Annotated in this window: 24 protein-coding genes; 14 read left to right on the forward strand and 10 right to left on the reverse strand. The window is 73.8% G+C overall.

Annotation, left to right across the window (positions count from 1 at the left end):
- The first annotated feature begins 375 nt into the window (after positions 1-375).
- Positions 376-1,941, forward strand: a complete 1,566-nt coding sequence (locus EAD96_RS02270; RefSeq protein WP_121683093.1) for an aldehyde dehydrogenase family protein — start codon at positions 376-378, stop codon at positions 1,939-1,941.
- A gap of 176 nt (positions 1,942-2,117) precedes the next feature.
- Here the strand turns inward: EAD96_RS02270 and EAD96_RS02275 are convergent, their stop codons facing one another.
- Together EAD96_RS02275 and EAD96_RS02280 are read right to left on the reverse strand one after the other, a co-directional pair.
- Entirely contained in the window at positions 2,118-3,206 is a 1,089-nt protein-coding gene (locus tag EAD96_RS02275; protein ID WP_121683094.1) for a GNAT family N-acetyltransferase, read from the reverse strand.
- 80 nt (positions 3,207-3,286) lie between these two features.
- Positions 3,287-3,991, reverse strand: coding sequence for an amino acid-binding protein (locus EAD96_RS02280; protein ID WP_120570959.1), 705 nt, complete (start codon positions 3,989-3,991; stop codon positions 3,287-3,289).
- A gap of 150 nt (positions 3,992-4,141) precedes the next feature.
- Between EAD96_RS02280 and EAD96_RS02285 the strand changes: the two genes are divergently transcribed.
- Both EAD96_RS02285 and EAD96_RS02290 read left to right on the forward strand, forming a co-directional pair.
- A complete protein-coding gene (locus EAD96_RS02285; RefSeq protein ID WP_120570960.1) occupies positions 4,142-5,215 on the forward strand; it encodes a phosphotransferase family protein in 1,074 nt (357 codons plus the stop codon).
- Positions 5,216-6,427: an acyl-CoA dehydrogenase family protein gene (locus EAD96_RS02290; protein ID WP_121683095.1), complete on the forward strand. Its 1,212-nt coding sequence runs from the start codon at positions 5,216-5,218 to the stop codon at positions 6,425-6,427.
- A gap of 22 nt (positions 6,428-6,449) precedes the next feature.
- On the opposite strand, the gene EAD96_RS02295 is transcribed toward EAD96_RS02290, so the two are convergent.
- The 6 genes from EAD96_RS02295 to EAD96_RS02320 form a co-directional block, all read right to left on the reverse strand.
- Positions 6,450-7,496: a LacI family DNA-binding transcriptional regulator gene (locus EAD96_RS02295; protein ID WP_120570962.1), complete on the reverse strand. Its 1,047-nt coding sequence runs from the start codon at positions 7,494-7,496 to the stop codon at positions 6,450-6,452.
- A gap of 84 nt (positions 7,497-7,580) precedes the next feature.
- Positions 7,581-9,014: a GH1 family beta-glucosidase gene (locus tag EAD96_RS02300; RefSeq protein ID WP_120570963.1), complete on the reverse strand. Its 1,434-nt coding sequence runs from the start codon at positions 9,012-9,014 to the stop codon at positions 7,581-7,583.
- On the reverse strand, positions 9,011-9,811 hold the full coding sequence (locus EAD96_RS02305; RefSeq protein WP_199733042.1) for a carbohydrate ABC transporter permease: 801 nt from the start codon (positions 9,809-9,811) through the stop codon (positions 9,011-9,013). The genes EAD96_RS02300 and EAD96_RS02305 overlap by 4 nt, the downstream gene beginning before the upstream one ends.
- A gap of 105 nt (positions 9,812-9,916) precedes the next feature.
- On the reverse strand, positions 9,917-10,897 hold the full coding sequence (locus tag EAD96_RS02310; RefSeq protein ID WP_120570965.1) for a carbohydrate ABC transporter permease: 981 nt from the start codon (positions 10,895-10,897) through the stop codon (positions 9,917-9,919).
- Between the two features lie 118 nt (positions 10,898-11,015).
- Positions 11,016-12,335, reverse strand: coding sequence for an ABC transporter substrate-binding protein (locus EAD96_RS02315; RefSeq protein ID WP_120570966.1), 1,320 nt, complete (start codon positions 12,333-12,335; stop codon positions 11,016-11,018).
- A gap of 279 nt (positions 12,336-12,614) precedes the next feature.
- Positions 12,615-13,160, reverse strand: coding sequence for a plasmid pRiA4b ORF-3 family protein (locus EAD96_RS02320; RefSeq protein WP_199733041.1), 546 nt, complete (start codon positions 13,158-13,160; stop codon positions 12,615-12,617).
- A 150-nt stretch (positions 13,161-13,310) separates the two neighbouring features.
- Between EAD96_RS02320 and EAD96_RS02325 the strand changes: the two genes are divergently transcribed.
- The 10 genes from EAD96_RS02325 to EAD96_RS02370 all read left to right on the forward strand — a co-directional run bounded on the left by EAD96_RS02325 (position 13,311) and on the right by EAD96_RS02370 (position 24,989).
- A complete protein-coding gene (locus tag EAD96_RS02325) occupies positions 13,311-14,096 on the forward strand; it encodes a pyrimidine reductase family protein (protein WP_121683097.1) in 786 nt (261 codons plus the stop codon).
- Positions 14,097-14,294: 198 nt separating this feature from the next.
- Complete coding sequence (locus EAD96_RS02330; RefSeq protein WP_121683098.1) at positions 14,295-16,043, forward strand: ATP-binding protein; 1,749 nt, start codon at positions 14,295-14,297, stop codon at positions 16,041-16,043.
- Between the two features lie 11 nt (positions 16,044-16,054).
- Complete coding sequence (locus tag EAD96_RS02335; RefSeq protein ID WP_121683099.1) at positions 16,055-17,203, forward strand: exonuclease SbcCD subunit D; 1,149 nt, start codon at positions 16,055-16,057, stop codon at positions 17,201-17,203.
- On the forward strand, positions 17,203-19,677 hold the full coding sequence (locus EAD96_RS02340) for an AAA family ATPase (RefSeq protein WP_121683100.1): 2,475 nt from the start codon (positions 17,203-17,205) through the stop codon (positions 19,675-19,677). The genes EAD96_RS02335 and EAD96_RS02340 overlap by 1 nt, the downstream gene beginning before the upstream one ends.
- Entirely contained in the window at positions 19,674-20,645 is a 972-nt protein-coding gene (locus tag EAD96_RS02345; protein ID WP_121683101.1) for a hypothetical protein, read from the forward strand. Before EAD96_RS02340 ends, EAD96_RS02345 begins: the two co-directional genes overlap by 4 nt.
- The gene (locus EAD96_RS02350) at positions 20,645-21,502 is read left to right on the forward strand and encodes a spermidine synthase (RefSeq protein WP_121683102.1); all 858 of its coding nucleotides are present in this window, start codon (positions 20,645-20,647) and stop codon (positions 21,500-21,502) included. The genes EAD96_RS02345 and EAD96_RS02350 overlap by 1 nt, the downstream gene beginning before the upstream one ends.
- 82 nt (positions 21,503-21,584) lie before the next feature.
- Positions 21,585-22,283 (forward strand): sigma-70 family RNA polymerase sigma factor, encoded by a 699-nt coding sequence (locus EAD96_RS02355; RefSeq protein ID WP_013284847.1) that lies wholly within the window; start codon positions 21,585-21,587, stop codon positions 22,281-22,283.
- Positions 22,280-23,059 (forward strand): anti-sigma factor, encoded by a 780-nt coding sequence (locus EAD96_RS02360; RefSeq protein WP_121683103.1) that lies wholly within the window; start codon positions 22,280-22,282, stop codon positions 23,057-23,059. Before EAD96_RS02355 ends, EAD96_RS02360 begins: the two co-directional genes overlap by 4 nt.
- A gap of 204 nt (positions 23,060-23,263) precedes the next feature.
- Positions 23,264-23,923 carry a hypothetical protein gene (locus tag EAD96_RS02365; RefSeq protein WP_120570974.1) on the forward strand — a complete coding sequence of 220 codons (660 nt, stop codon included), beginning with the start codon at positions 23,264-23,266 and terminating at the stop codon, positions 23,921-23,923.
- Between the two features lie 148 nt (positions 23,924-24,071).
- Positions 24,072-24,989 (forward strand): DNA-3-methyladenine glycosylase 2 family protein, encoded by a 918-nt coding sequence (locus tag EAD96_RS02370; protein ID WP_256486976.1) that lies wholly within the window; start codon positions 24,072-24,074, stop codon positions 24,987-24,989.
- A 4-nt stretch (positions 24,990-24,993) separates the two neighbouring features.
- Here the strand turns inward: EAD96_RS02370 and EAD96_RS02375 are convergent, their stop codons facing one another.
- The gene (locus EAD96_RS02375; RefSeq protein WP_121683105.1) at positions 24,994-25,515 is read right to left on the reverse strand and encodes a DUF1990 family protein; all 522 of its coding nucleotides are present in this window, start codon (positions 25,513-25,515) and stop codon (positions 24,994-24,996) included.
- Positions 25,516-25,570: 55 nt separating this feature from the next.
- Between EAD96_RS02375 and EAD96_RS02380 the strand changes: the two genes are divergently transcribed.
- Positions 25,571-26,047, forward strand: coding sequence for a GNAT family N-acetyltransferase (locus EAD96_RS02380; protein ID WP_121683106.1), 477 nt, complete (start codon positions 25,571-25,573; stop codon positions 26,045-26,047).
- 19 nt (positions 26,048-26,066) lie between these two features.
- On the opposite strand, the gene EAD96_RS02385 is transcribed toward EAD96_RS02380, so the two are convergent.
- Positions 26,067-26,489 (reverse strand): SRPBCC family protein, encoded by a 423-nt coding sequence (locus tag EAD96_RS02385; RefSeq protein WP_121683107.1) that lies wholly within the window; start codon positions 26,487-26,489, stop codon positions 26,067-26,069.
- Between the last annotated feature and the right edge of the window lie 40 nt (positions 26,490-26,529).

Consider the following 26,529-nt stretch of genomic DNA (forward strand, 5'->3'; position numbering starts at 1 on the left):
GGGCTCCGGCTGCCGCGTGGGCGGTGGTGGTGGGTGTCCGCGGGAGGTTCGGGAGCGCTCCCATGGACAACCGACAATGTAATGCGCCGTTCATCACAGGGGAAGACCACGCTGATCCGCAGCACCCGGGCGTACTCACGGGTAACCATCGGGAGCTGGATCACATAATCGATGCTTCTCAATATTGAGAGCGTTAAGTCCCAGCTCAGCGACATCGGCTCGGTGGCGGACACGCCCGCGAGAGCGCCGCCGGCGGCCCGGCCGTCCTGGCATACGAACGTACGGTTGCCCGGCCGCTCGGCCCCGCGGGACAGTACGCCTCACCTGCGGTGCCATCGACGCCGCCGCTCCCCGGACGACACTGAGGAGATCGCGATGGCTCTACGACTCGCCGAGGGCACCTCCTGGTCCGACACGCTCGCCCGGGCGGTGACCGCCATGCCCGAGGCGTTCGGCACCGGCCCCGACGGCACCACCACCCTGCACAACCTCGTCCAGGGCGGCTGGCGCGCGCTCGGCACGCCCACCGCCGTGCGCACCCCGGTGGACAACACCGTGCTCGTACACCTGGCCCGGCTCGACGCCGACACGGCCCGCGCCGCCGTCGCCCACGCCGCCACGGCGCACCGGGAGTGGGCGCAGACCCCGCTGGCCGAGCGCGTCGCCCGGGTCACCGACGCGCTGGACGCGCTCACCGCGCACCGCGACCTGCTCGCCCTGCTGCTGGTCTGGGAGATCGGCAAGCCGTGGCGACTGGCCTGCGCCGACGTGGACCGCGCGCTGGACGGCGTGCGCTGGTACGTGCAGGAGATCGAGCGGATGCTCGCCGACGGCCGGGAGCCGCTGCCCGGCCCGGTCAGCAACATCGCCTCCTGGAACTACCCGATGAGCGTGCTGGTGCACGCCGAGCTGGTGCAGTTGCTGGCCGGCAACGCGGTCATCGCCAAGACGCCGTCGCAGGGCGGGGCGGTCTGCCTCACCGTCGCGCACGCGCTGATGCGCCGCGCCGGACTGCCCGCCACGCTGCTGTCCGGCAGTGGCGAGGAACTGTCCGAGGTGCTCGTCCGCGCGCCGGAGATCGGCGCGGTGGCGTTCGTCGGCGGGCGCTCCAACGGCGGCAAGGTCGCCGCCGCGCTGCTCGACTGCGACAAGCGGCACTTCATCGAGCAGGAGGGCCTGAACGCCTGGGGCATCTGGAACTTCTCCCAGTGGGACTCGCTCGCCGCGCACCTGCGCAAGGGCTTCGAGTACGGCAAGCAGCGCTGCACCGCGTACCCCCGGTTCGTGGTCCAGCGCGACCTGGTCGACGAGTTCCTCGACATGTACCTGCCGGTCGTCCGCTCGATCCGGTTCGGCCACCCGCTCGCCGTCGGTGCCGACTGGTCGGCCGGCGACCCGCTGCCCGAGCTGGACTTCGGGCCGCTGATCAGCGCCGCCAAGGCCGACGAGCTGCGACGCAAGGTCGACGAGGCGGTACGCGGCGGCGCCGTGCCGCTGCACCGCGGCAAGCTGGACGGCGCGCCGTTCCTGGACGGGCAGGACACCTCCGCGTACGTCGCCCCGGCCGTGCTGCTGGCCCCGCCCGGCCGGTCCCGCCTCATGCACGCCGAGCCGTTCGGCCCGGTGGACACCATCGTCGTGGTGGACACCACCGACGAGCTGCTGGCCCAGATGAACGCCTCCAACGGCGCGCTCGTCGCGTCGCTCGCCTGCGACGACGAGGAGCTGGCCGGCAAGCTGGCGGTGGACCTCCAGGCGTTCAAGGTGGGCATCAACAAGCCGCGCTCCCGGGGCGACCGGGACGAGCCGTTCGGCGGCCGGGGCGCGTCCTGGAAGGGCGCGTTCGTCGGCGGCGACCTGCTCGTGCAGGCGGTCACGGTGGGCGGTGACGGCCGGCTCTACGGCAACTTCCCCGACTACAGCAGCTACCCGGCCACCTGATCCGCACAGACGGGCGGGGCCCCCGCATCGGGAGCCCCGCCGTGTCACCGTCCTCCGTATCGGAGGTCGGCCCCTGTGGCGCGTGACCGCGCCGGTTCCGGCCGCCGGGCCGTACCCCCTCGGGTGTGCCGCGCCGTTGCGGCGCACCTCCGGGGTCCGGCCGGTCGGCCGTCAGCTCAACTCGACCGCTGCGCGGGCACCGTCACCTCGGCCCGCGCGGCCGGCTCGACCACCGGCCGTGGAGCCAGCGGCAGCGTCGCGGTCAGCACGCCGCCGTCGCGTTCCATCGCCACCGGCCGGTCCAGCCGGCGCAGCGTACGCAGCATCGGCGTGTTCTCGGACTGCACGTGCAGCAGCACGGCGGCGTACCCGGCCCGGTCGGCGTGCCCGACCAGGCGGCGCAGCAGCGCCGAACCGAGGCCCCGCCGCTGCCAGTCGTCGCGGACCAGCAGCGCCGCCTCGGCCTCGTCGCCCTCACCGAGCAGGTTCGCCATCGCCACGACCGGCTCCGCCGCCCCGCCGGAGCCCGCCGTGGCGAGCAGGGTCACGCCCCGGGCCGGCTCCAGCAGCCGGCGCAGCCGGGCCGGCGACGGGTCCGCCGCCCCGCTCAGGTAGCGCCGCTGCCGGCTGCGCGCCGAGCAGGCGGCGTGCAGATCGCGTACGCCGGGGACGTCCTCGGCGGTCGCGGCCCGCACCGACACCTCGCCGCCGTCCGGCAGCACCAGCGTGATCCGGTCGGCGTCCCGCCGGGCCAGCGTCGCGGCCAGCTCGACCAGGGCCTGCGCGCGGGCGTACTCGGCCGGGGTGAAACTCGGCTCCCGGCGGTGCAGTTCGTGCGCGCCGCCGGCCGGGTCGGCGAGCACCATCGTGGTGCCGCCCACCCCGCCCGGCGCGGTGGCGGACGCGGGACGCCAGGTCACCGTGTCGGCGCCGAGCAGCGTACGCAGCACCTCGCCGGTCGCCTCCGGGTCGCGGACCAGCCGCCCGGCGAGCCCGAGCAGCCGGGTCGGCTCGTCGGCCAGCCCACGAGCCCCGCTGCGCGCGACCCAGCAGTCCCGGCCCCGGCCCCGCTCCACGGCGGCCCGCAGCTCCGCCTCGGTCACCTGCTCGGGCGCGTCGACCAGGAAGTCGTCGACCGCGCCGGCCTCGGTGGTGTGCACCTGCACGCTGAGGATGTTGACCCCGCGCAACGCGAGGCTCGCCGTGAGCACCGACAGGTAGCCCGGCCGGTCGTCCACGGTGGCTCGGATCCGCCACAGCGCCATGGTTGTCTCCCTTCCTCGGCACCGACCATGCCGCCCGCCTGTTGCGGGCCCGTTGCCCCGGGGTGACGCGGGCCGTCCGGTCAGGTGACGGTGGTCACTGACGGCGCGCCGACCAGGTCCAGCCGGTCGCCGAGGATCACCGCGCTGGCGCGGACGAGCTGGGCGAGCCGATCGACCTCGGTGGAGTGGAACCCGGCGGCGGCGAGCGGCTCGCTGTGGTCGCGGGCGACCACGAGCACCAGCCCGGCCCGGCCGAACGGCGCCACCGCGTAGTGGTGCCCGTCCGGGCTGGTCATCGAGCGTGCCCGCAGCGGGGTCACCTCCGGCAGACGCGGCGGCGACGGCGCCCGCCAGCTCGCGTGCCCGATCGCGGCGACACCCGCCTCGCCGCTGCGCGAGGCCCAGTCCAGCGGTACGACGGCGGCCACCGCCCAGTCCGCGGCGAGCAGCCCGGGCACCGCGTCGACGAGCGTGGCCACCCCGTCGACCGGGTTCGCCGCCACCTGGGCGAGCAGTTCGGCGTCCTGGCCGGTGGTGGTGGGCGCGCCGATCGCCCGCCACACGCCGTCCACCCGGACGCCGGGGATCGCGGCCAGCCCGGCGAGCATCCGCTCCACCCGCGCCGCACCCGGCCAGACCACAGTGAAGTCGTCCACCGCCCGGCCGCCGAGCCGTTCCAGCACCACCACCTGCACGATGTCCGCGCCGGAGACGCCGAGTGTCCGGGCCACCTGGCCGAGCGTGCCCGGACGGTCCGGCAGGGTCACCCGAACTCTCAGCAGCATGTCTGATCCCCTCCGCTCGGCGGGCCGGCCGAGCGGCCGGCAGGCTGGGGCCCAGCCTGCCGGTTGACCATTTCGCCCCTGTTGCAAGGGCATGTCCCGCCGGGAAAACCCGACCTTGACAACAAAGCTGAGCTGCCATCAACTAATCGGATGACCGATCCGGCCGCCGATGTCGCCGCGCCCTCGACCGGTCCGGCCCCGCGCGGGCTCGACCTCGACCGGCTCGCCACCCACCTGGCCGTCCACCGGCCGGACCTGAGCGGGCCGCTGTCGGCGCGGCTGATCGCCGGCGGCAAGTCCAACCTCACCTACCTGCTGCGCGCCGGTGACCGCGAGGTGGTGCTGCGCCGGCCACCGCTCGGGCACGTGCTGGCCACCGCGCACGACATGGCCCGCGAGCACCGGGTGATCTCGGCGCTCGCCCCGACCGGCGTACCGGTGCCGGAGGCGCTGCTGCTCTGCGCCGACGAGAGCGTGATCGGCGCGCCGTTCTACCTGATGGCGAAGGTCGACGGCGAGGTCTACCGGCGGCGGGAGCAGACCGACGCGCTCACCGCCGCGCAGCGGCGCGACCTCGCCATGGCGATGATGGACACGCTCGCCACGCTGCACCGGGTCGAGCCGGCCGAGGTGGGGCTGGCCGACTTCGGCCGCCCGGAGGGCTACCTGGCCCGGCAGGTGCGCCGCTGGGGCGGCCAGCTCGACCGGTCCCGCAGCCGGCCGCTGCCCGGCATCGACGAGCTGCGCGACGCGCTGGCCGCCAGCGTGCCCGAGGGCGCGAACGCGGGCCGCATCGTGCACGGCGACTACCGGCTCGACAACCTGCTCGCCACCGTCGACCCGGTGGCGGTACGAGCGGTGCTCGACTGGGAGATGGCCACGCTCGGCGACCCGCTGGCCGACCTCGGGCTGCTGCTGACGTACTGGGACGTGCTCGGCGACAGCGACCACGGCGAGGGCAACCCGGTGGCCGACGGCATCGGCCCGCGCGCCGGCTTCCCCACCGGCGCCGAGCTGATCGAGCGGTACGCCGGGCGCAGCGACGTCGACGTCGGCCCGCTGCACTGGCACGTGGCGCTCGGCTGTTTCAAGCTCGCGGTGATCTGCGAGGGCATCCACTACCGGCACACGCTCGGGCAGACGCTGGGCGAGGGTTTCGACCGGATCGGCGACATGGTGGCGCCGCTCGTGGCACACGGGCTGCGCGCGGTGAGGGAGAGCTAGATGGAGTTCGCGTACGACGACCGGACGGTCGAGCTGCGGCAGCGGCTGGAGGCGTTCCTCACCGAGTGCGTGTACCCGGCCGAGCCGGTGCACCACGAGCAGGTGCTCGCCGCCGGTGACCCGTGGGCCCGCCCGCCGGTGATGGAGGAGCTGAAGGCGCAGGCGCGGGAGCGCGGCCTGTGGAACCTGTTCCTGCCCGACGCCCGCTACGGCGCCGGCCTGACGAACCTCCAGTACGCGCCGCTGGCCGAGCTGACCGGCCGCAGCCCGCACCTGGCGCCGGAGGCGCTCAACTGCGCCGCGCCGGACACCGGCAACATGGAGTTGCTGGCCGAGTTCGGCTCCGAGGCGCAGCGCAAGCAGTGGCTCATGCCGCTGCTCGCCGGTGAGATCCGGTCGGCGTTCTGCATGACCGAGCCGGAGGTGGCGTCCTCGGACGCGACGAACATCGCCACCCGGATCGTCCGCGACGGCGACCGCTACGTGATCAACGGCCGTAAGTGGTGGTCGTCCGGGGCGATGGACCCGCGCTGCGAGATCTTCATCGTGATGGGCAAGACCGACCCGGACGCCGACCGGCACCGCCAGCAGAGCATGATCCTGGTCCCCCGGGACACCCCCGGCGTGACGGTACGCCGCGGGATGCGGGTCTTCGGCTACAGCGACGCCCCGCACGGCGGGCACGCCGAGATCGACTTTTCAGACGTACGGGTGCCGGTGGACAACCTCGTCGGCGAGGAGGGCAGCGGGTTCGCCATCGCCCAGGCCCGGCTCGGCCCCGGCCGGATCCACCACTGCATGCGCCTGGTCGGCATGGCCGAGCGGGCCTTGGAGCTGCTCTGCCGGCGCGTGCTCGACCGGGTCGCGTTCGGCCGCCCGCTCGCCGAGCAGGGCGTGGTACGCGAGTGGATCGCCGAGTCGCGGGTCCGGATCGAGCAGGCCCGCCTGCTGGTGCTCAAGACCGCGTGGCTGATGGACACCGTCGGCAACAAGGGCGCGCACACCGAGATCCAGGCCATCAAGATCGCTACCCCGCTGATGGCCGAATGGGTGATCGACAAGGCCATCCAGGCGTACGGCGGGGCCGGGGTCAGCCAGGACACCCCGCTGGCCGAGCTGTGGGCGCAGGCCCGCACGCTGCGCCTGGCCGACGGCCCGGACGAGGTCCACCGCGCCTCGCTGGCCCGCCGGGAGCTGCGCCGCCACTCCTGACCGGCGCCCCGCCCGGGGTGGGTCAGGCGGAGGCCCGGTGGACGAGTTCGGTGTCCAGCAGCACGTGCGGCGAGGGGACCTCCTCGCCGCGGATGCGGGAGACCAGCAGCCGGGCCATCTGCCGGCCCATCTCCTCCACCGGCTGGAACACCGTGGTCAGCGGCGGCTCGGCCTGACGCGCGATCGGCGCGTCGTCGAAGCCGATCACCGCCACGTCCTCGGGCACCCGGCGGCCGGCCTCGCGCAACGCGCGCAGCGCGCCGAACGCCATCAGGTCGGAGGCGACGAACACCGCGTCCAGCTCCGGGCAGACGTCGAGCAGCCGGCGCATGGCGGCGGTGCCGCTGCCCTCGCTGAAGTCCCCGTACGCGATCAGGCCCGGGTCGACGCGGACGCCGGACGCGCGCACGGCCTCCTGGTAGCCGGAGAGCCGGGCCAGGCCGGCGCCCATGTCCTGCGGGCCGGCGATGGTCGCCACCCGCCGGCGGCCCTGGCGGAACAGGTGCTCCACCGCCTGGCGCGCGCCGCCCACGTTGTCCATGTCGACGAACCAGGCCGGCTGCGCGTTCGGGTGCAGCATCCGGGCCGGCCGGCCGCCGAGCACAGTCGGCAGCCCGCGCTCCTCCAGCAGCGTGGGCAGCGGGTCGGCGTCGTGCAGCGAGAGCAGGAGTACGCCGTCCACGTGCTGGTTGGTCAGGTGGTGCTCGACCCGTTCCCGCTCGATCGGCGACTGCACCATGGCCAGCCAGAGCTGCATGGGCGTCTCCACCAGCCCGGAGCTGACACCCCGGACGATGGCCGCGAAGAACGGCTCGGTGAAGACCCGCTCCCCCGACTCGGAGACGACCAGGGCCACCGAGTCGGTCCGCTGGGTGACCAGCGCACGGGCGGCGCGGTTCGGCACGTACCCCAGCTCGGCGATGGCCTGCTGGACGGCGGCCCGGGCCTCCGGGCTGACCTGCGGCGAGCCGTTGACCACGCGGGAGACCGTGCCGCGCCCGACGCCGGCGCGGGCCGCGACCGCGTCGAGGGTCGGACGCCCGAGCGAGCGGGTGCGCTGCGTTGTCATCGTCTGTTGCTCCTCCGACGGTCGGGCGGACCCGGCACCGATTGAGGCGTCGGCGCCGGGCCGCCCGTTACTGGCTGGCCCAGCTTATTGTGCGGGCAGTCCGTTGCGTCGGATCACGTCGGCGTACCACCTGGCGCTGGACTTCGCGATCCGGGCCTGGCTGTCGTAGTCGACATAGACCATGCCGAACCGCTTCGTGTAGCCCCAGGCCCACTCGAAGTTGTCCATCAGCGACCAGGCGAAGTAGCCCTTGAGCGGCACGCCGGCCTCGATCGCGGCGTGCGCCGCGCGCAGGTGCGCGGCGAAGTAGGCCAGCCGGTCAGGGTCGTCCACCCGGCCGTCGACGAGTTCGTCGACGAACGCCGAGCCGTTCTCGGTGACGTAGAGCGGCAGGTCGGTGTACTCCCGGTGGACCCGCTCCAGCGTCTCCACCAGGCCCGGGGCGTCGATCTCCCAGTTCATGTCAGTCACCGGGACACCCCGGGTGACGAACCGGACGTCCTCGCTGCCCGGCCAGCAGGACTGCGCCCGCCAGTAGGGCTCCGGCTCCGCGCCCTCGACCGGCGCGGCGACCACGTGCCGGCTGTAGTAGTTGACCCCGACCATGTCCAGCGGCGTGGAGATGGTCGCCAGGTCACCGTCGCGCACGTGCCCCATGTCGGTGACCTGACGCAGGTCCGCGACGAGATCCGCCGGGTACGCGCCGCGCAGCACCGGGTCGAGGAAGAACCGGTTCGCCAGCGCGTCGATCCGGCGGGCCGCGTCGGCGTCCGCCGCCGATCCGCTCGCCGGGGTCACCGGGTACAGGTTGACGGTGATGCCGAGCTGCGCCTCTGGGCGGACCGCGCGGACCGCCTGCACGGCCAGGCCGTGCCCGAGCATCAGGTGGTGCCCGGCCCGGACCGCGTCCGCGCCGTCGGAGCGGCCCGGCGCGTGCACGCCGGAGCCGTAGCCGAGGAACGCCGAGCACCACGGCTCGTTCAGCGTGGTGAAGTACTTCACCCGGTCACCGAGCGCCTCCGCGACCAGGTGGGCGTACTCGGCGAAGCGGCCGGCGGTGTCGCGCGCCGGCCAGCCGCCCGCGTCCTCCAGCGGCTGCGGCAGGTCCCAGTGGTAGAGCGTCAGCCAGGGCTCGATGCCGTGGCCGAGCAGCTCGTCGATCAACCGGCGGTAGAAGTCCATGCCCTCCTGGTTGATCCCGCCGCTACCGCCCGGCTGCACCCGCGGCCAGCTCACCGAGAAGCGGTACGACCGCAGGCCCAGGTCGGCCATCAGCCGCACGTCGTCCGGCATCCGGTGGTAGTGGTCGCACGCCACGTCGCCGGTGTGCCCGGCCACCGTCCGGCCCTCGGTGTGGCTGAAGGTGTCCCAGATCGACGGGGCACGGCCGCCCTCCGTCGCCGCGCCCTCGATCTGGTACGCGGCGGTGGCCGCGCCCCAGAGGAAGTCGGGCGGGAAGGTGAGGGCCGGACCGGCGTCGAGGACGCCGACGGCGGGCGGGCTTGCTGGGTTGCTCACGACTTGACGGCGCCTTCCATGATGCCGCCGATGATCTGGCGGCCGAACAGAACGAACACGATGAACAGGGGCAGGGTCGCGATCAACGTACCGGCGAAGATCTGCGAGTTGTCGGCGAAGTAGGCGGTGTTGAGGCTGCGCAGCGAGATCTGGACGGTCGGGTTGGACGGGTCCGCCAGCACCACGAACGGCCAGAAGAACTGGTTCCACTGCTCCATGAAGGTCAGCAGGCCCAGCACCGCGGCGGCCGGACGCAGCGCGGGTGCCACCACGTGCCAGTACACCCGCCAGGTGGAGCAGCCGTCCACCCGGGCGGCCTCGATCAACTCGTTCGGTACCGCCTGCTCGGCGTACTGGCGCATCATGAAGATGCCGAAGCCGCCGATCAGGAACGGAACGGTCACCGACGGCATGGTGTTCAGCCAGTCGAGCTTGGCCATCAGGATGTACAGCGGCAGCACGCCCAGCTGGATCGGCACCATCATCGAGGTGAGGATGATCAGCAGCAGCGCGTTCTTGCCCCGGAAGCGGAGCTTGGCGAACGCGAAGCCGGCCAGCGAGCCGAAGAACACCGTCGCGACGGTGATCGTCCCGGAGACCAGGAACGAGTTCATCAGGCCCTTGACGATGTTGGCGTCGCTGTTGGCGAGCACCCGCTCGATGTTCTCGCCGAGCTTGCCGCCGGGCAGGAACGGCGGCGGCCACGAGTTGGCCGCGTCGTTCGTCCGGCTGGCGATCACGATCATCCAGTAGAACGGGAAAAGGGACAGCAGCACGCCGAAGATCAGACCGATCATGGTGAGCGGACTGGCCTTCCAGAGCCGCTCGGCCTGGTGGGTGGTCTTCACCGGCGGGCTCTGCCGGGTGGGCGGGCGGACGGCGGTGGTCGTCATCTCGTCACCTCACTTGTCGGAGCTGATGCGGCGGGCGAGCAGGTAGTTGATCGCCGACATCAACGCGATGAGCACGAAGAGCACGAGCGCGACCGCTCCGGCGTAGCCCCACCGGAAGCGCTGGTTCATCACGTCGAGCAGGTACATCGTGATGGTCTGGAACTGACCCTCCGAACCACCGGAGAGGCCGCCCGAGCCGCTGGTGAACAGCAAGGGCTCGGTGAACAGCTGGAGGCCGCCGATGGTGGAGATGATCAGCGTGAAGATGATCGTGGGGCGCAGCTGCGGGACCGTGATGGACCAGAACTGGCGCCGCCGGGAGGCGCCGTCCAGCGCCGCGGCCTCGTACATGTCCTTGCTGATCGACTGCATGGCGGCCAGGTAGATCAGCGCGTTGTAGCCGACCCAGCGCCAGTCGACCATGGTCGAGATGGCGAACCAGGACGCGAAGCGGTTCGCCCGCCAGTCGATCGGGTCCAGGCCGACGCTGTCGAGCAGCCAGTTGACCAGGCCGAAGTCCTTGGCGTAGATCATCGAGAAGATCAGCGCGACCACGGCGGTCGAGGTGATGATCGGCATCGCGATGGCCATCCGGAAGAACGTCTGCGCGCGCAGCTTCCGGTTCAGCGCGTTGGCGAGCATCAGCGCCAGCAGCAGCTGGGGCACTGTGGAGAGCAGGAACATGCCGAACGTGTTGACCACCGCGTTCCAGAACTGCGGGTCCTGGGTGATCAGCTCGACGAAGTTGTCCATCCCGACGAAGGAGATCGTCGAGTTCAGCGGCGACCGGTCGGTCAGCGCGATCCAGACCGTGTACGCGATCGGGTACACGCCGAACACGGCGAAGATCACGAAGAACGGCAGGACGTACAGGTACGGCGAGTACTTCAGGTCCAGGCGCGTCAGCGAGGCGGCACGGCGGCGCGAGTGACGGGCGGCGCGCGGCGGGCCGGGATCGGGCGGCGCCGCGGCGTGCAGGTCGAGGCTCATGGGGAGTCCTTCTCCTCAGCCGGCGTCACCCGCCACACGGGCGACGCCGGACTCTGCGGGCACCGCGGGTGGCGCCGGCAGCCGGGCTGCCGACGCCACCCGCGGGCGGCTCAACCGGTCACTTACCGGCGGCCGCACCGTTCTTGAGGGCCGTCTGCCACTGCTCGCCGGCCGACTTGCCCTGCTCCACGGCGCGCAGGCTGTTCTCCACCGCGGTGCGGACCGCGTTGTTCTTCGGGCCGAGGTAGACCGGCTTCAGCTCGGTGGCGCCGGCGGCGAAGATCTTGCCGACCGGGGCCTTGCTGAAGTAGTCGTTGGTCGAGTCGGCCACGGCCGGGTCGGTGAGCGCCTGCGGGTTCGAGGGCAGGTTGCCGACCGCCTTGTACGCGCCGATCTGGCCCTTGGCGCTGGTCAGGAACTTGGCCAGCTCCGCGGCCTCCTTCTGGTGCTTGCTCGACTTCGGCACGCCGAGGAAGGAGCCGCCCCAGTTGCCACCGGCGCCCGGCGCCTTGGCGATGTCCCACTTGCCGGCCGCCGCGTCACCGGCCTGGCCCTTGATGACACCGGTCATCCAGGCGGGGCAGGCGATGGTGGCGAAGGTGCCGTTCTTGAAGCCGGCGTTCCACTCGTTGGAGAACGACTGGAGGTTGTTGGACAGCCCGGCGGCGATCATCTTGGTGGTGAGGTCGTACGCCGTCTTCACGTCCGGGTTCTGGTCGATGACCATCTTGTTGCTCTTGTCGTAGTACGTGTAGCCGGTGCCCTGGCCCGCGACCTGCATCAGCACCACGTTGTAGAAGTTGGTCGCCGAGTCGACGAACTTGTGCTTCTTGTCGGCGGCGGCGAACTTCTGGCCGGTGGCGATGAACTCGTCCCAGGTCGGCCAGAGCGCGCCGACCTGCTCGCGGTCGGTGGGCAGCCCGGCGGCCTTGAACAGGTCGCTGCGGTAGCACAGCGCCATCGAGCCGACGTCGGTGCCGAGGCCCAGCACCTTGCCGTCGGGGGTGGTGCCCTGCTCCCACTTCCACGGCAGGAAGTTGCCCTTGAGGTCGTTCGCGCCGTGGTCGGCGAGGTTCACGAACTTGTCGGCCTGCGCGTAGAACTGGACGATCGTGCCCTCTTCCAGGGCCACCACGTCGCCGGCGCCCGAGCCGGCGGTGATCTGCTGGGTGAGGCGGGTGTTGTAGTCACCGAGGCCGAGGCCCTTGCCCCGCTCCTGGATCTTGACGTTCGTGTGCTCCGCCTCGTACTGCTTGTACAGCTCTTCGTAGCCGAAGCCCTGGTCGCCGAAGACGTCGACGACCAGGGTGATCGGGCCGCCGCCGCTGCCGCTGTCGCCGCTGTCCGAGTCGTCGCCGCAGGCGGCGGTGGTGCCGAGCACGACGACGGACGCGAGCGCGATGGCCGCGAAGCGCCGACGACGGATTGGGACGCTCATCCGAGACCCCTCTTTCGGTGGTGAGGCGATATCTGCTGTGTGGTGGGGGGTGCGTTTCGCGCGGGCCGGAGCGGGCAGGAGGGAGATCCGCACCACTCTCGGGAGCGCTCCCATGAGGTTGCCGGGAGGTGACAGGGGTGTCAATAGACCATTGGGAGCGTTCCCATTTCGTTACCGCGTCGGCGCGCGGCCCCGGTCCGAGGGCCGCCGGCTCAGCGGTGCGGGCCTCGCTCGGTCAGCGGCGCGGTGGTTGCTTTCGGCGCTGCGGTGGCCGGTTGCTCAGCAGCAGCGGCGCAGTAGGACGGTGGCGCGGTCCGGGTCGAACACGGCCGGATCGAACGCCGGGCCGGCCCACTCCCGCATGGCCGGGTGCTCCGGATGCCCGGGGTCGGCGAGCGCGGCCAGCAGGACCGCGTACCCGGCCGGACCGCCCACGTCCTCCGGCGGGCAGGCCCGCTCCCCGTCCAGGCACAGCGGGTAGCGCTCGTCCGGGTCGGCGGCGCAGCAGTCCTCCACCACCAGGTCGTGCTCCCACCAGTCGCCGAAGTCGTAGGTGTAGCGGAACCGGTCGCCCTTGCCCACGAGCGCGTCCAGCCGGACGTCCAGCTCGTCGCGCAACGACAGCTCACCGTCCGGGTCGGGCTCGCCGTACTGCCGGCCGTCGACGTCGAACGAGTGCAGGTGGCAGTCGCGCCAGCCCATCGCGTGCTGGATCACCCGGTGCAGCCGGTCCAGCGTGTAGCCGCCGGGCACCAGCACCCGCCGCCACACCGGTGGCCGGACGCCGGCCAGCGACACCATGAGCTGGAAGATCTGACGCGACACGACGTCCCATCCTTCCTGGGCATAGGCTGCCTGCATGATCTGCCGAGCCTGCCGGGAACGGCGGCACGACGACTGTCCTGGCCGGAAGTGGTGCGACTGCCAGCACCGTACCCCCGAACCCACCCCTCCGGTCACCGGTCCGGCCGGCGAATGACCGTCGGAACCCCGATCGAACGGATCTGGCCCGCACCCGTCACCGGTGCGCTGACCGATCCGCAGCTCACCGCGCTCTACGCCCGGGCAGACCGCCCGCACCTGCGGGTCAACTTCGTCGCCAGCGCCGACGGCGCGGTCACTCTGGACGGCTACTCCGCAGGGCTCTCCGGCGAGCCGGACAAGCGGGTCTTCGGGCTGCTGCGGATGCTCTGCGACGGTCTCGTGGTGGCCGCCGGCACGCTGCGGCACGAGGGTTACCGGGCGGTGCGGCTGAGCCCGGAACGCCGGGCCTGGCGTCGCGAGCAGGGGCTGGCCGAGTACCCGACGCTGGTGGTCGTCTCCAGTTCACTCGACCTCGACCCGGCGCAGGCCGCGTTCGCCGACGCCCCGGTCCGGCCGGTCGTGCTCACCCACGCCGACGCCGTACCGCCGCCCGGGCTGACCGACGTCGCCGACGTGGTCCGCTGCGGCACCGACCGGGTCGACCTCGCCGCGGGCCTGGCCGAGCTGCGCCGGCGCGGACTCGACCAGTTGCTCTGCGAGGGCGGCCCGCACCTGTTCGGCGCGCTCACCGCCGCCGACCTGGTCGACGAGCTGTGCCTGACCGTGGCGCCGCTGCTCGCCGGCGCCGGCCCGGGCCGGATCACCGCCGGGGACGCCGGCGTCCCGCGTCACCTGCCGCTGCGCCACGTGCTGGTCGCCGCCGACGGGGTGCTGATGCTGCGCTACGCCCGCGACGCCGCCGAGACACCGCCCGCCGGCGCCGCCCCCGCCGCCTGACCCGCCCACGGCCCGCGGCACCAGAGATGGCGAACGTGGAGGAAACGCACGCATCGTGATCGGGCGGATCCGGGTGGCTACCGTTCGGCGCACGGGCGACGTGGCGTCCGCCGCGTCGCGTGGCAACCTGTCGCATCCCTCGGGCAGGATGCACGACGTGCACCGCCAACGGTACGACCAGCCGACCGGAGACCGCCGATGACCGACGACCAGCTCGACGGGCCCGGCGAGGGTGTCGGCCGGGTGCTCGGCACCGCCGACGCCACCCCGCTCACCTTCTGGACCGCGGTCGCGCCGGGCAGCTACCTGCAACTCGACGACGTGGTGGTGACCCGCCGCGACCTGCCCGACCGCGAGCCGGTGACGATCGCCGGGGTGGTGACCCAGGTGCGCGCCCGGCACGAGGGGGCGCAGTTCGACTCCGACGTCTTCGCCATCGCCGACGGCACGCTGCCGGCGCAGGTGCAGGAGGCGGCCGAGGTGACCACCACGCGGGTCGACCCGGAGTTCTACGTGCCGCCCACGCCGGGTGCCGTGGTGCACCGGGCCGAGGGTGACGCGCGGGCGCGGGCGCTGCACTTCGACCGGATGGAGCGGCGGATCCCGATGGGGATGGGCCGTGACGGCGTGCCGGTCTACCTCAACGCCGACTTCCTCGACGGCACCCGGGGCGCGCACGTGTCGATCTCCGGCATCTCCGGTGTCGCCACGAAGACGAGCTTCGCCACGTTCCTGCTCTACTCGGTGTTCCGCTCCGGGGTGCTGGGCGGCGACGCGGTGAACGCCAAGGCGCTGATCTTCAACGTCAAGGGTGAGGACCTGCTCTTCCTCGACCACCCGAACAGCCGGCTCGACGATCCGACCCGGGCGGCGTACGCGAAGCTGGGCCTGGACGCGGGCGCGTTCCCGGACGTGCGGGTGTACGCCCCGCCGCGGGTCGGCGACTCCTCCGGCACGCCCGATGTGAGCAGCCGGCTCACCGGCGTGGACAGCTTCTACTGGACGTTGTCCGAGTTCTGCGCCGACCGGCTCCTGCCGTACGTGTTCGCCGACGCCGACGACGAGCGCCAGCAGTACACGATGGTGGTCCACTCGGTCGCCGCCCACCTGGCCCGCTACGCGCAGCCCGCCGACGGCGGTGTCAGCATCGACGGGGTGCGGCTCGGTTCGTACGCCGATCTGGTCGACCACGTGGTCGAGCAGTTGAACGACGACGAGACGCGCAGCGAGTGGGCCGGCAGCGCGGTCGGGCTGGGCACCGTGAACGCGTTCGCCCGACGGCTGATCGGCAGCAAGAAGGACCTGGGCCGGCTGATCCGGGGCGACCTGGCGACCCGCCGCCCGCACTCGATCAACACGGCGGAGAGCGCCCAGGTGACTGTGGTCGACCTGCACAACCTGCCGGACCGCGCGCAGCGGTTCGTGGTCGGCGTGACGCTCAAGAGCGAGTTCGAGCGCAAGGAGAAGGCCGGCACGGCCAAGCCGCTGCTGTTCGTCGTGCTCGACGAGCTGAACAAGTACGCGCCGCGGGAGGGCTCGTCGCCGATCAAGGAGGTGCTGCTCGACATCGCCGAGCGGGGCCGCTCGCTGGGCGTGATCCTGGTCGGCGCGCAGCAGACCGCCAGCGAGGTGGAGCGGCGGATCGTCACCAACTCGGCGATCCGGGTGGTGGGCCGGCTCGACCCGGCCGAGGCGTCCCGCCCGGAGTACGGCTTCCTGCCGCCCGCCCAGCGGCAGCGGGCGCTGCTGGCCAAGCCGGGCACGATGTTCGTCAACCAGCCGGACATCCCGGTGCCGCTCTGCCTGGAGTTCCCGTTCCCGGCGTGGGCCACCCGGGTCTCGGAGGCGGGCCGCGCGCCCTCGGAGACGCTACGGTCGATCACCCAGGCCGCCGATCCGTTCGCGGTGGTCGGCTCCGGCTCCTCCGACGACGACATCCCGTTCTAGGCGGCACCCAGATGAAGATCCTGCACACCTCCGACTGGCACGTCGGCAAGGTCCTCAAGGGGCAGTCCCGGGCCGAGGAGCACAAGCAGGTCCTCGCCCAGGTCATCGACATCGCCCAGCGCGAGCGGCCGGACCTGGTCATCGTGGCCGGTGACCTGTACGACACCGCGGCGCCCACGCCGGAGGCGACCCGGCTGGTCACCCGGGCGCTCACCGCGTTGCGGCGGACCGGGGCCGACGTGGTGGCGATCGGCGGCAACCACGACAACGGCGCGGCGCTGGACGCGCTGCGCCCGTGGGCCGAGGCGGCCGGGATCACGCTGCGCGGCAGCGTCCGGGAGAGCCCGGACGAGCACGTCGTCGACGGGGTGACCGCCGCCGGGGAGCGCTGGCGCATCGCCGCGCTGCCGTTCCTGTCCCAGCGGTACGCGGTGCGCGCGGTGGAGATGTACACGCTCACCCCGGCCGAGGCCAACCAGACGTACGCCGACCACCTGGGCCGGGTGCTGGAGCGGCTCGCCGAGGGGTTCACCGAGCCGGACCGGGTGCACCTGGTGACCGCGCACCTCACTGTGGTCGGGGCGAGCACCGGCGGCGGCGAGCGGGACGCGCACACGGTGCTCGGATACGCCGTACCGGCCACTGTCTTCCCGGGCAACGCGCACTACGTGGCGCTGGGTCACCTGCACCGCTCGCAGCGGGTCATCGGCCCGTGCCCGATCCGCTACAGCGGCAGCCCGCTGGCGGTCGACTTCGGCGAGCAGGAGAACGTCTGCTCCGTGACGATCGTGGAGGTGACCGCCACCACGGCCGCCCGCGTCCGCGAGGTGCCGGTGCCGGGCGCGGTGCCGCTGCGCACGGTACGCGGCACGCTCGCGCAGCTCGCCGAGATCGAGCCGCCGGAGGGCTGGCTGCGCGTCTACGTCCGGGAGCAGCCCCGGGCCGGGCTGCGCGAGGAGGTGCAGGAGCTGCTGCCCCGGGCGCTGGAGATCCGGATCGACCCGGAGCTGGTGCCCGCGCCGGGCAGCGGGACCCGGACGGCCCAGCGGGCCGGCCGGTCGCCGGGTGAGTTGTTCGGCGACTACCTGGACAGCCGTGGGCACGCCGACGAGGGTGTCCGGGAACTCTTCGACGAGCTGCTCGAGGAGGTGGAGCACTGATGCGGCCGATGCGGCTGGACATGGCCGGGTTCACGGTGTTCCGCGACGAGACCACAGTCGACTTCACCGACGCCGACTTCTTCGCGCTGGTCGGGCCGACCGGTTCGGGCAAGTCGACGGTGCTCGACGCGATCTGCTTCGCCCTCTACGGCACGGTGCCGCGCTGGGGCGGCACCCGGGGGCTGGCGAACGCGCTGGCGCCGTCGGCGACCGAGGCGCGGGTCCGGCTGGTCTTCGAGTCCGCCGGGGACCGCTACGTGGCGACCCGGGTGGTGCGCCGCGACGGCCGGGGCACCGTGAAGACGGCGAACGCCGGTCTCCAGCTCATGCCGCCGGGGTTCGACGTCACCAAGCTCGACACCGGGCTCAGCCCGGAGGATCTGGGCGAGGTGGTGGCGGGCACCCCGGCCGAGATGGAACAGGCGGTGCTGGACGCGGTGGGGCTGCCGTACGAGCAGTTCACCTCCTGCGTGGTGCTGCCGCAGGGGCAGTTCGCCGACTTCCTGCACGCCAAGCCGGCCACCCGCCAGCAGATCCTGGTGAACCTGCTCGGGCTGGGCGTCTACGAGGAGGTGCAGAAGAAGGCGGTCGAGCGGGCCGGGCAGGCCGAGGCGAAGCTGGAGACGGTCGACAAGATGCTCGGCGGGCTCGCCGACGTCGATGACGACAGCCTGACCGCCGCCCGGGAGCGGGTGGACGCGATGCGGGAACTGGCCGCAGCGGTCGCTGCCGCCGTACCCGAATGGGAGCGGGCCCGGGCGACGGCCGGTGAGCGGGCGGCGGCGCTGGCCGCCCTCGACGCCGAGCTGGGTGTGCTGGCCGGGGTGCGGCCGCCGGACGGCACCGCCGAGCTGGCGCGGGCGGTGGCGCAGGCCCGGGTCGCCGCCGACGAGGCGGCGGGCGCGGTCGGGCTGGCCGAGGAGCGCGAGGAGAAGCTGCGCGGGGAGCTGGCCGCCGCCGGTGACGAGAGCGCGTCGCGGCTGCACCTGAAGGCGTACGCGGACCGGGACCGCCTGACCGCGGAGGCGGCGACGGTCCGCGCGGCGATGGACGCGGCGCGGACCGAGTACGACGCGGCGGCGGAGGCGCTGGCGGCGGCGCGCGCGGACGCGCAGCGGGCCGAGGTGGAGCTGGAGTCGGCGTTCCGCGCGCACGAGGAGGCGAAGGCCGCCGACCAGGCGGTGGCGCTGCGGGCGCACCTGGTCGACGGCGCGCCGTGCCCGGTGTGCGAGCAGACTGTCACCTCCGTGCCGGCGGTGCCGAAGGGCTCGGCGGTGAGCCGGGCGATCGAGGCGGGCAAGGCGGCGCGGGCGGCGAGCGAGGCGGCCAAGCGGGTGGTGCAGGAACGCGACACCGCGGCGCGCGACCTGGACCGGGTGCTGCTGCGCGCCCGGACCCAGCACGACCAGCTCGGCGCGCGCCTGGCCGAGCTGGACGAGCAGCTCGCGGGCGCGCCCGCGCCGGAGCGGCTGCGGGAGTCGCTGGCCGAGCACGCCCGGCTGCGGACCGCGCTGGAGGAGGCGGCCGGCGCGGTGCGGGCCGGGCGGGAGGCGGCCCGGCGGGCGCGGGGCGCACTCGACGCCGCGCAGGAGCGGCTGCGCCGGGCCTGGCGTGACTTCGACGCGGTACGCGACGGGCTGGCCCGGTTCGGCCCGCCGGCCGCCGACCGGGACGACGTGGCGGCGGCGTGGGCGGCGCTGGCCGGCTGGGCCGGTGAGCAGGCGCAGGCGCGGCGCGCGGAGCGGGACGGCCTGGCCGCGTCGGTGGAGGCGGCGCAGCGGGCCGCGGCCGAGGTCGCCGACGGGATCGCGGCGTTGTTCACCGCCGCCGGGCTGGACGCGCCGCAGGACGCGCCGCGCGACGTGGCGGTGGCGGTGGAGCGGGCCGAGGCGGAGTTGCGCCGCCTCGACGAGCGCCGGGAGCAGGCGGCCGGGCTGCGGGAGCAGCGGGCCGGGCACGAGCACGAGGCGCGGGTGGCGCGGGCGCTCGCCTCGCACCTGCGGGCCAACAACTTCGAACGCTGGCTGCTCACCGAGGCGCTGGACCTGCTCGTCGACGGCGCGTCGCGGATCCTGCGGGAGCTGTCCGGCGGGCAGTACGACCTGATGCACGACAAGGGTGAGTTCTTCGTGGTCGACCACCACGACGCCGGGCTGCGGCGCGGGGTGCGGACGCTGTCCGGCGGGGAGACGTTCCAGGCGTCGCTGGCGCTCGCGCTGGCGCTGTCCGAGCAGCTCGCCGGCATGTCCACCACCGCCGCGAGCCTGGAGTCGATCGTGCTGGACGAGGGCTTCGGCACGCTCGACGCGGCGACGCTGGACACGGTCGCGGCGACGCTGGAGAACCTGGCCGCCCGGGGCGACCGGATGGTCGGCGTGGTCACCCACGTGCCGGCGCTGGCCGAGCGCATCCCGGTCCGGTTCGAGGTCCGCAAGGACGCGCGGACGGCCCGCGTGGAACGGACCGGCCTGTGACGTCACAGTCGCCGGCGTTCTTCGTCGACGCCTGGGATCCGGCGTACGGCGCGTCGTTCGAGGCGGCGGGCGGGTCCGGGCCGGCCGCGCCGAGCAGCGCCCAGGTCGACGCCGACGTCGAGCTGCCGGCCACCGACTGGCGGGCCATCGGCCCTCGCGCGGGCGTGCGGACGCCGGACGTGGTGCTGCTCGTCGACGGGGTACGCCGGATCGACGCCAGCGTCTGGACGGCCGAGGAGGACGGCGGCTCGTTCCCCGGCATCGCCGCCTCGTACGCGGCCGGTGTGGTGCGCTGCGACCTGGACCGGGGCGCCGCCGAGATGGCCGGTGCCCGGGTGGGCCGGGGGCTGTTCACGGCGAGCCCGTCGGCGCAGGACGTGGTCGCCGGCTCGGTCCGTTACCCGGTGCACCGGGTGAGCGGCACCGGTGAGCTGAGCAAGCTGCCGGCGGCGGTGCAGGCGCCGCTGACCGCGCTGGAGGTGGCCGTCTCCGACGCGGTACGCACCGACGGTGACCTGCTGGTGGTGGACGGCCCGCTGCGCAGCCGGCGCAACCTGCCGCGCACGCTCGGGTACATCAAGACGCAGCACAGCCAGTACCTGGACGCCCGGCTGACCGCTGTGGTGACCGGGCTGGCGCCGGGTGAGCGGTGCCCGGTGTTCCGGCTGGGCACGGCGTGGGGCGGCTGGTCGTGGTATCTGCGGCTGCCGGTGCGCGCCGGCGCGCCCTGGGCGGGCATCGTACGGGTGGAGTGCTCGGCCGACCTGACCGTGCCGGAGGCGGTCGCGCTGGCCGACCTGTCGCTGGTGACGCTGCCCCGGTTCGCCTCCACCCCGTACAAGGATCCGCGCGCCCCGCAGAACCTGGTGCCGATCGCCGGGCTGGAACGCCGGCTGCGCGGGATGCTCGGCGACGCGCGGCTGCTGCACCGGGTGCTCACCGCCGCGGCGCGCGGGATGCGGCGCTGATGGGCCGCCGACGCGACTCCGACCGGGTGGCGGCCGACGTCGACACCGGCCGGGCCGAGCTGGTGCCGGACGCCGACCGCCCGGGCTCGTGGACGCTGCTGCTGGACGGCGCGCCGCAGTCGCACGTGGACCTGACCGACCCGACGCACCTGGAGTTCGAGTACGTCCGGCGGCTGGCCGCCGCGCTGGACCTGGTGGCGCCGGCCGGGACGCCGCTGCGGGTGCTGCACCTGGGCGGCGGCGCGCTGACCCTGCCCCGCTACGTGCAGGCCACCCGGCCCGGTTCGACCCAGCGGGTGTCCGAGGTGGACGGCGCGCTCGTCGAGCTGGTCCGCCGGGAGCTGCCCTGGCCGTCCGATCCGCGGCTGAGGGTACGGGTGGCCGACGCGCGGGCGACGCTGACGTCGAGCCGGGACGGCGCGTACGACGTGATCGTGGCCGACGTGTTCGCCGGCGCCCGTACCCCCGCGCATCTGACCTCGGTGGAGTACGCCGCCGAGGTGGCCCGCGTGCTCGCGCCCGGCGGCAGCTACCTGGCGAACGTGGCCGACGGCCCGCCGCTGCGGCACGCGCGGGCGCAGGTCGCGACCGTGCGTACCGTGCTGCCCCGGGCCTGCCTGGTCGGCGACGCGGCGGTGCTGCGCGGCCGGCGCTATGGCAACCTGGTGCTGGTGGCGTCCCGGGTGGAGCCGCCGGTGCCGGAGCTGACCCGGCGGGCGGCGGGCGACTGGTTCCCCGGCCGGGTGCTGGCCGGCGCCGAGCTGGACCGGTTCACCGGCGGCGCGGCGGTGGTCCACGACGCGGACGCCGTCGACTCCACTCCCCCACCGCCGGGAATTTTTTCCGTCAAACGTTGATCCGATCCGCTGATCGCTGCGTATCACCGGGCGGCCATGCCCGTGGGGGGCCGGCTGATGTCATTGGACAGCGGAGGTCTGCATGCATGCGGTGGCGGCCGGCTGGCACGGCGAGGTGGCGCGGCCCGAGTGGATGTTCGCCCGGGCACAACCACACTCGCGCGCCTCGCGTTCGGGCCGGGGGGTCGACGCCCGGTCCACGGATCGCCAGAATGACCCGGTGCCGCCGCGACCCGCTCCCGGACGCCACCAGGCGACCTCCGCCGAGGCCAGCCACTCCGACCAGCTGATCCGCCTGCTGTACGCCGAGCACGCCGGCCCGCTGCTGATGTTCGTGATGCGGTTGACCGGCGGGGACCGGCAGCGCGCCGAGGACATCGTGCAGGAGACGCTGCTGCGGGCCTGGCGCAACGCGCACCGGCTCGGCGTGCAGGGCCAGGGCTCGCTGCGCCCCTGGCTGGTCACCGTGGCCCGGCGGATCGCCATCGACGAGCACCGCAGCGAGCAGGCCCGCCCGCCCGAGACGTACGACCGGGATCTGACCATGTTCGCCGAGTCGGACAGCACCGACCGGGTGCTGCGCACGATGACCGTAGCGGACGCGCTGCGTACGCTGAGCCAGTCGCACCGGGAGATCCTGGTGGCGACGTACTTCCGGGGGCGCACCGTGCCGGAGGCGGCCGAGGAGCTGGGGCTTCCGCTCGGTACCGCCAAGTCGCGGGTCTACTACGCGCTGCGCGCGCTGCGCACGGCTCTGCAGGAGAGGGGGGTGACCGAATGAGCCGGGCCGACCACATGGACGTCGCCGCGTACGCGCTCGGCGTCCTGGATCCGCAGGACGCGGAGCGCTTCGAGGAGCATCTGGCCACCTGCTGGGCCTGCGCGGCGGAACTGGAGACGATGGTCCCGGTGGTGGGGCTGCTCTCCGGCATCGACGGCGAGGCGATGGCCGCGCTGGAGCAGACGCACACCGATCCGGCGCTGCTGGACCGGACGCTGATGGCGGTGCGGCGGGATCGCCGCCGTACCCGGGTGCGGCAGTTGCTGGCGACGGCGGCGGCCGTGGTGGTGTTCGGCGGTGTGAGCGCGGCGGCGGCCGGGATGCTCGGCGACGACCCGGCGCCGCCGCAGGCGGTGCCGACGCCCGGAGCGCCGACGGCGGCGCCGAGCGGCGAGCCGGGCGACCCGAACGCCCCCGGTGTCGGCGGGGAACAGGAGATCGAGGGCGACCAGCACAACGCGACCGACCCGGGGACGGGCGTGCAGACCACGATGTGGCTGGCCCGCAAGGAGTACGGCACGCAGATCGCGGTGCAGCTCAGCCGCCTGCCGGGGCCGCGCACGTGCCGGCTGGTGGTGGTCCGCAAGGACGCCACCAGCGAGGTGATCTCCAGCTGGTCGGTGCCGGTCGGCGGCTACGGGACGAACCAGAACCAGCTTCCACTACAGCTGAGCGCGTCCACGTGGACCCCGGTGCGAGACATCGACAAGCTCCAGGTGCAGTCGGTCGACGCGAACGGCGTGGCGAGTCCGCTGGTGACGGTCGACGACATCTGACCGGGTGTGCCGACGGCGCCGGGTGGCTGAGCCACCCGGCGCCGTCGTGTCGTGCCCGGCCGGCGGACCCCCTCGTGCTGACGCACGCACGCCGGTACCCAACGGTTCAATCGGTCCACTGTGAAATGTGCCACCCTTGCAGGTTCAACCTTGACACCGCCGCGCCCGTACTACTCGGCGAACTGCCAAGAACGAGGAGGGCACGTGGCACACCACAAGCGGACGACCGTCATCGTCGCGAGCGCGATGGTCGCACTTACGGCCTGCGCCCCAGCAGGCTACAACGGGGCGAACTCGGGCGCGGCCGAGCCGGTCGCCGTCGCCGCGGCCGAACCCACCGCGGCGGCCGAACCGGAGGCGTCGGCGGCTCCCGAGGAGAAGCCGGTCGCGGACAAGGCGCCCCCGTCCAACGTGAAGATCACCGACGAGCTGGTCGGCAAGAAGCTGCCCCGGATGGGCCGCGTCGTCACCGACCAGGACGGCTGGGTGCTGTACCGGTTCGACAAGGACTCCGACGACCCGCCGCAGTCCAACTGCGTGGACAAGTGCGCCGAGGTGTGGCCGCCGTCGCTCACCGACGGCAACCCGCAGCTGCGCGGCGTCTCCGACGACAAGGTCGGCACCATCACCCGCCAGGACGGCACCCGGCAGCTCACCATCGGCGGCTGGCCGGTCTACCGCTACATCGGCGACAAGAAGCCCGGCCAGTGGAAGGGCCAGGGCGTCGGCGGCACCTGGTTCGTGGTCGACCCGAACGGCAAGAAGAACCTGACCTGCCTGCCGACCGGCACGCCCAAGGCGGTCGCGCCGCCCGCCGCGGGCGGCTCGAACAGCTCCGGCGGCGGCTCGGACTACTCGTACTGACGCACCAGGACACGGTGACCGGTCGCCGCCGGGGAGGGCGCGGCCGGTCATCGTCGCGGACCCGGGAGGCGGGGCGTACCGGCATCGGCCCGCCTCCCGGCACGCGGGGCGTGCCCGGCGTCACGGCCGGGCCGCGTGGCAGAGTGGCCTGGTGACCTCGCCCGACGCCCGCCGTACGCTGCGCCCGCCGGCCGGCTACCGGCTGGCCCCGTCGGTGCGGGCGCTCACGTTCAGCCCGTACGACCCGTGCGCGCGGATCGCCGCCGGCACGTTCTGGTGGGCCACCCGCACCCCGGACGGCCCGGCCACGCTGGCGCTGCGCCCGGAAGCGGGCGACCTGCTGGCCGAGGGGTACGGCCCGGGCGCCGACCGGGTGGTCGAGCGGGCCGACCGGATCGCCGGGCTGTGCGACGACCTGACCGGGTTCGCCGCGCTCGCCGCCGCGCACCCGCTGGTGGCCCGGCTCGCCCACACGCACCACGGGCTGCGGATGCCCGCCACCGGGCAGATCTTCCCCCGGCTGCTGCGGGCCGTCTTCGAGCAGAAGGTCACCGGCAAGGAGGCGTACCGGGCGTACGCCGCCACGGTCCGGCACTTCCGCGAACCCGCGCCCGGCCCGCTGCAACCCCTGCTGCTGCCGCCCGAACCCGCCGCGGTGGCGGCCACGCCGTACTGGGTGTTCCACCCGTTCGGCGTCGAGCAGCGGCGCGCCGACACGCTGCGCCGCGCGGCGGCCGTCGCGGACCGGCTGGAACGCTGCGCCGACTCGGCGGAGGCCACCCGGCGGCTCACCGCCGTCCCCGGCATCGGGCCGTGGACCGCCGCCGAGGTGGTGCGCATCGCGTACGGGGATCCGGACGCGGTGAGCGTCGGCGACTACCACGTGCCGAACACCGTGGCCTGGGCGCTCGCCGGGGAGCCGCGCGGCGACGACGCCCGGATGCTGGCGCTGCTGGAGCCGTTCCGGGGACACCGCGGCCGGGTGTGCGTGCTGCTGGAGGCGGCCGGCGTCCAGGCACCGAAGTACGGCCCGCGCGCCCCGATCCGCTCCTTCGCCCGTTACTGACCGCTCAGCGGCGCCGGCACAGCCGCCGCAGTGTCCGCCCCAGCCACCACGCGTACGCCCGCTGGAAGCCCAGCACGACCGGCCCGCCGGCACGCACGTACCAGTGGGCCGGGCGGCTGAACGCGGTCACCTCGAACCAGACGCCGTCGGCGCCCCGGGTCACCAGGAACGCCTCCTCACCGACCTCCGGGTGCCCGGGCAGCGTGCCGTAGCCGAACCCGGCCCGGTCCGGCTCGTCCACCGTCCAGACCACCTCGGTCGGGCCCCACAGCCGCACCGGGCCGACACCGAGCCCCGGCGTGACCCGAACCCCGGGGGCGGCGCGCGGCGCGTCCGCGCGCATCACCACGCCGGCGGCGCGGTGCAGCCGCCAGCCCAGCACCGCGTCCGCCGCCACCGGGAAACCGCCGTCCGGCAGCCGGACCCGGTGGCGCAGGTGGTGGTAACCGGCCGGCAGGCCGCCGTCGCGCGTCGCGCCCACCTCCGGGTACGTCAGCTCCGGCACGCCTGTCACCTCCACGCTCATGGGAACACCCCCGCCAGCGTACGGCCGCCCGGGAGCGCTGTGGTGAGCTGAGCCGGTGACCGACGTGACCATCGCCCCCGCCGGCCCCGCCGACGCGGGCGAGATCCTCACCGTGCAGCGTGCCGCGTACCTCGTGGAGGCGCAGCGCTACCGCGACGTGTTCCTGCCCCCGCTGACCGAGACGCTGGACGAGGTACGGGCGGCGCTGGCCGGCCCGGACGTGGTGCTCGCCGCCCGGCGCGGCACCCGCCTGGTCGGCTCGGTACGCGCCCGCCTCGACGGCGACACCGCCCACGTCGGCCGCCTCTCGGTCGCCCCCGACCAGCAGGGCCGGGGCGTCGGCGGGCGGCTGCTGGACGCCGTCGAGCACGCCTGCGCGCACCGGGTGACACGGTTCGCGCTGTTCACCGGCGCGGACAGCGCGGCGAACCTGTCCCTGTACGCGGGCCGCGGCTACCGGGTGGTGGCGCACCGGCCGGACGAGAACGGCAACCGCCTCGCCGTGCTGGAGAAGACGACCCCCGGGTCCTGAGCGTGCGTTCCGGCGCCGGTCAGGGGGTCTCGCAGCGGCGCCGAAGCCCGTCCGCCTCCTGCCGCAGGTAGCGGCGCATCATCGAGCCGGCCAGCAGCCCGATCAGGCCGGCCAGCGGACCGGTCTGCACCAGAACCAGCTCGGCCCGGGTGCGCCCGTCCTCCAGCGGTATCAGCCGGTGCTCACCACGGGTACGCACACCGGGGCTCGCCGACTCCCAGGCGAACGAGTACGGCGGATAGATCTCCACGACCCGCCACACCGCCGGGCGCAGGCGGGGCTGCTCCAGCCGGGCCGTCGAGCCGAGGAGCAGCGGACCGGGCTCCAGCCGGCGGGCGGCGGTGACCGACGGCGTCCACTCCGGCCAACGGTCGACGTCGCTCTGCACCTCCCAGACCCGCTCGACGTCGGCGGCGATCTCGACGGACTCGGCGAACCGCATCGGCGTTCCTCCCCCGTGGACGGTCCCCCAAGGCTATGCC

Origin of the sequence: Micromonospora sp. BL1 (genome assembly GCF_003667485.1) — a bacterium.
Taxonomy (GTDB): Bacteria; Actinomycetota; Actinomycetes; order Mycobacteriales; family Micromonosporaceae; genus Micromonospora; species Micromonospora tulbaghiae.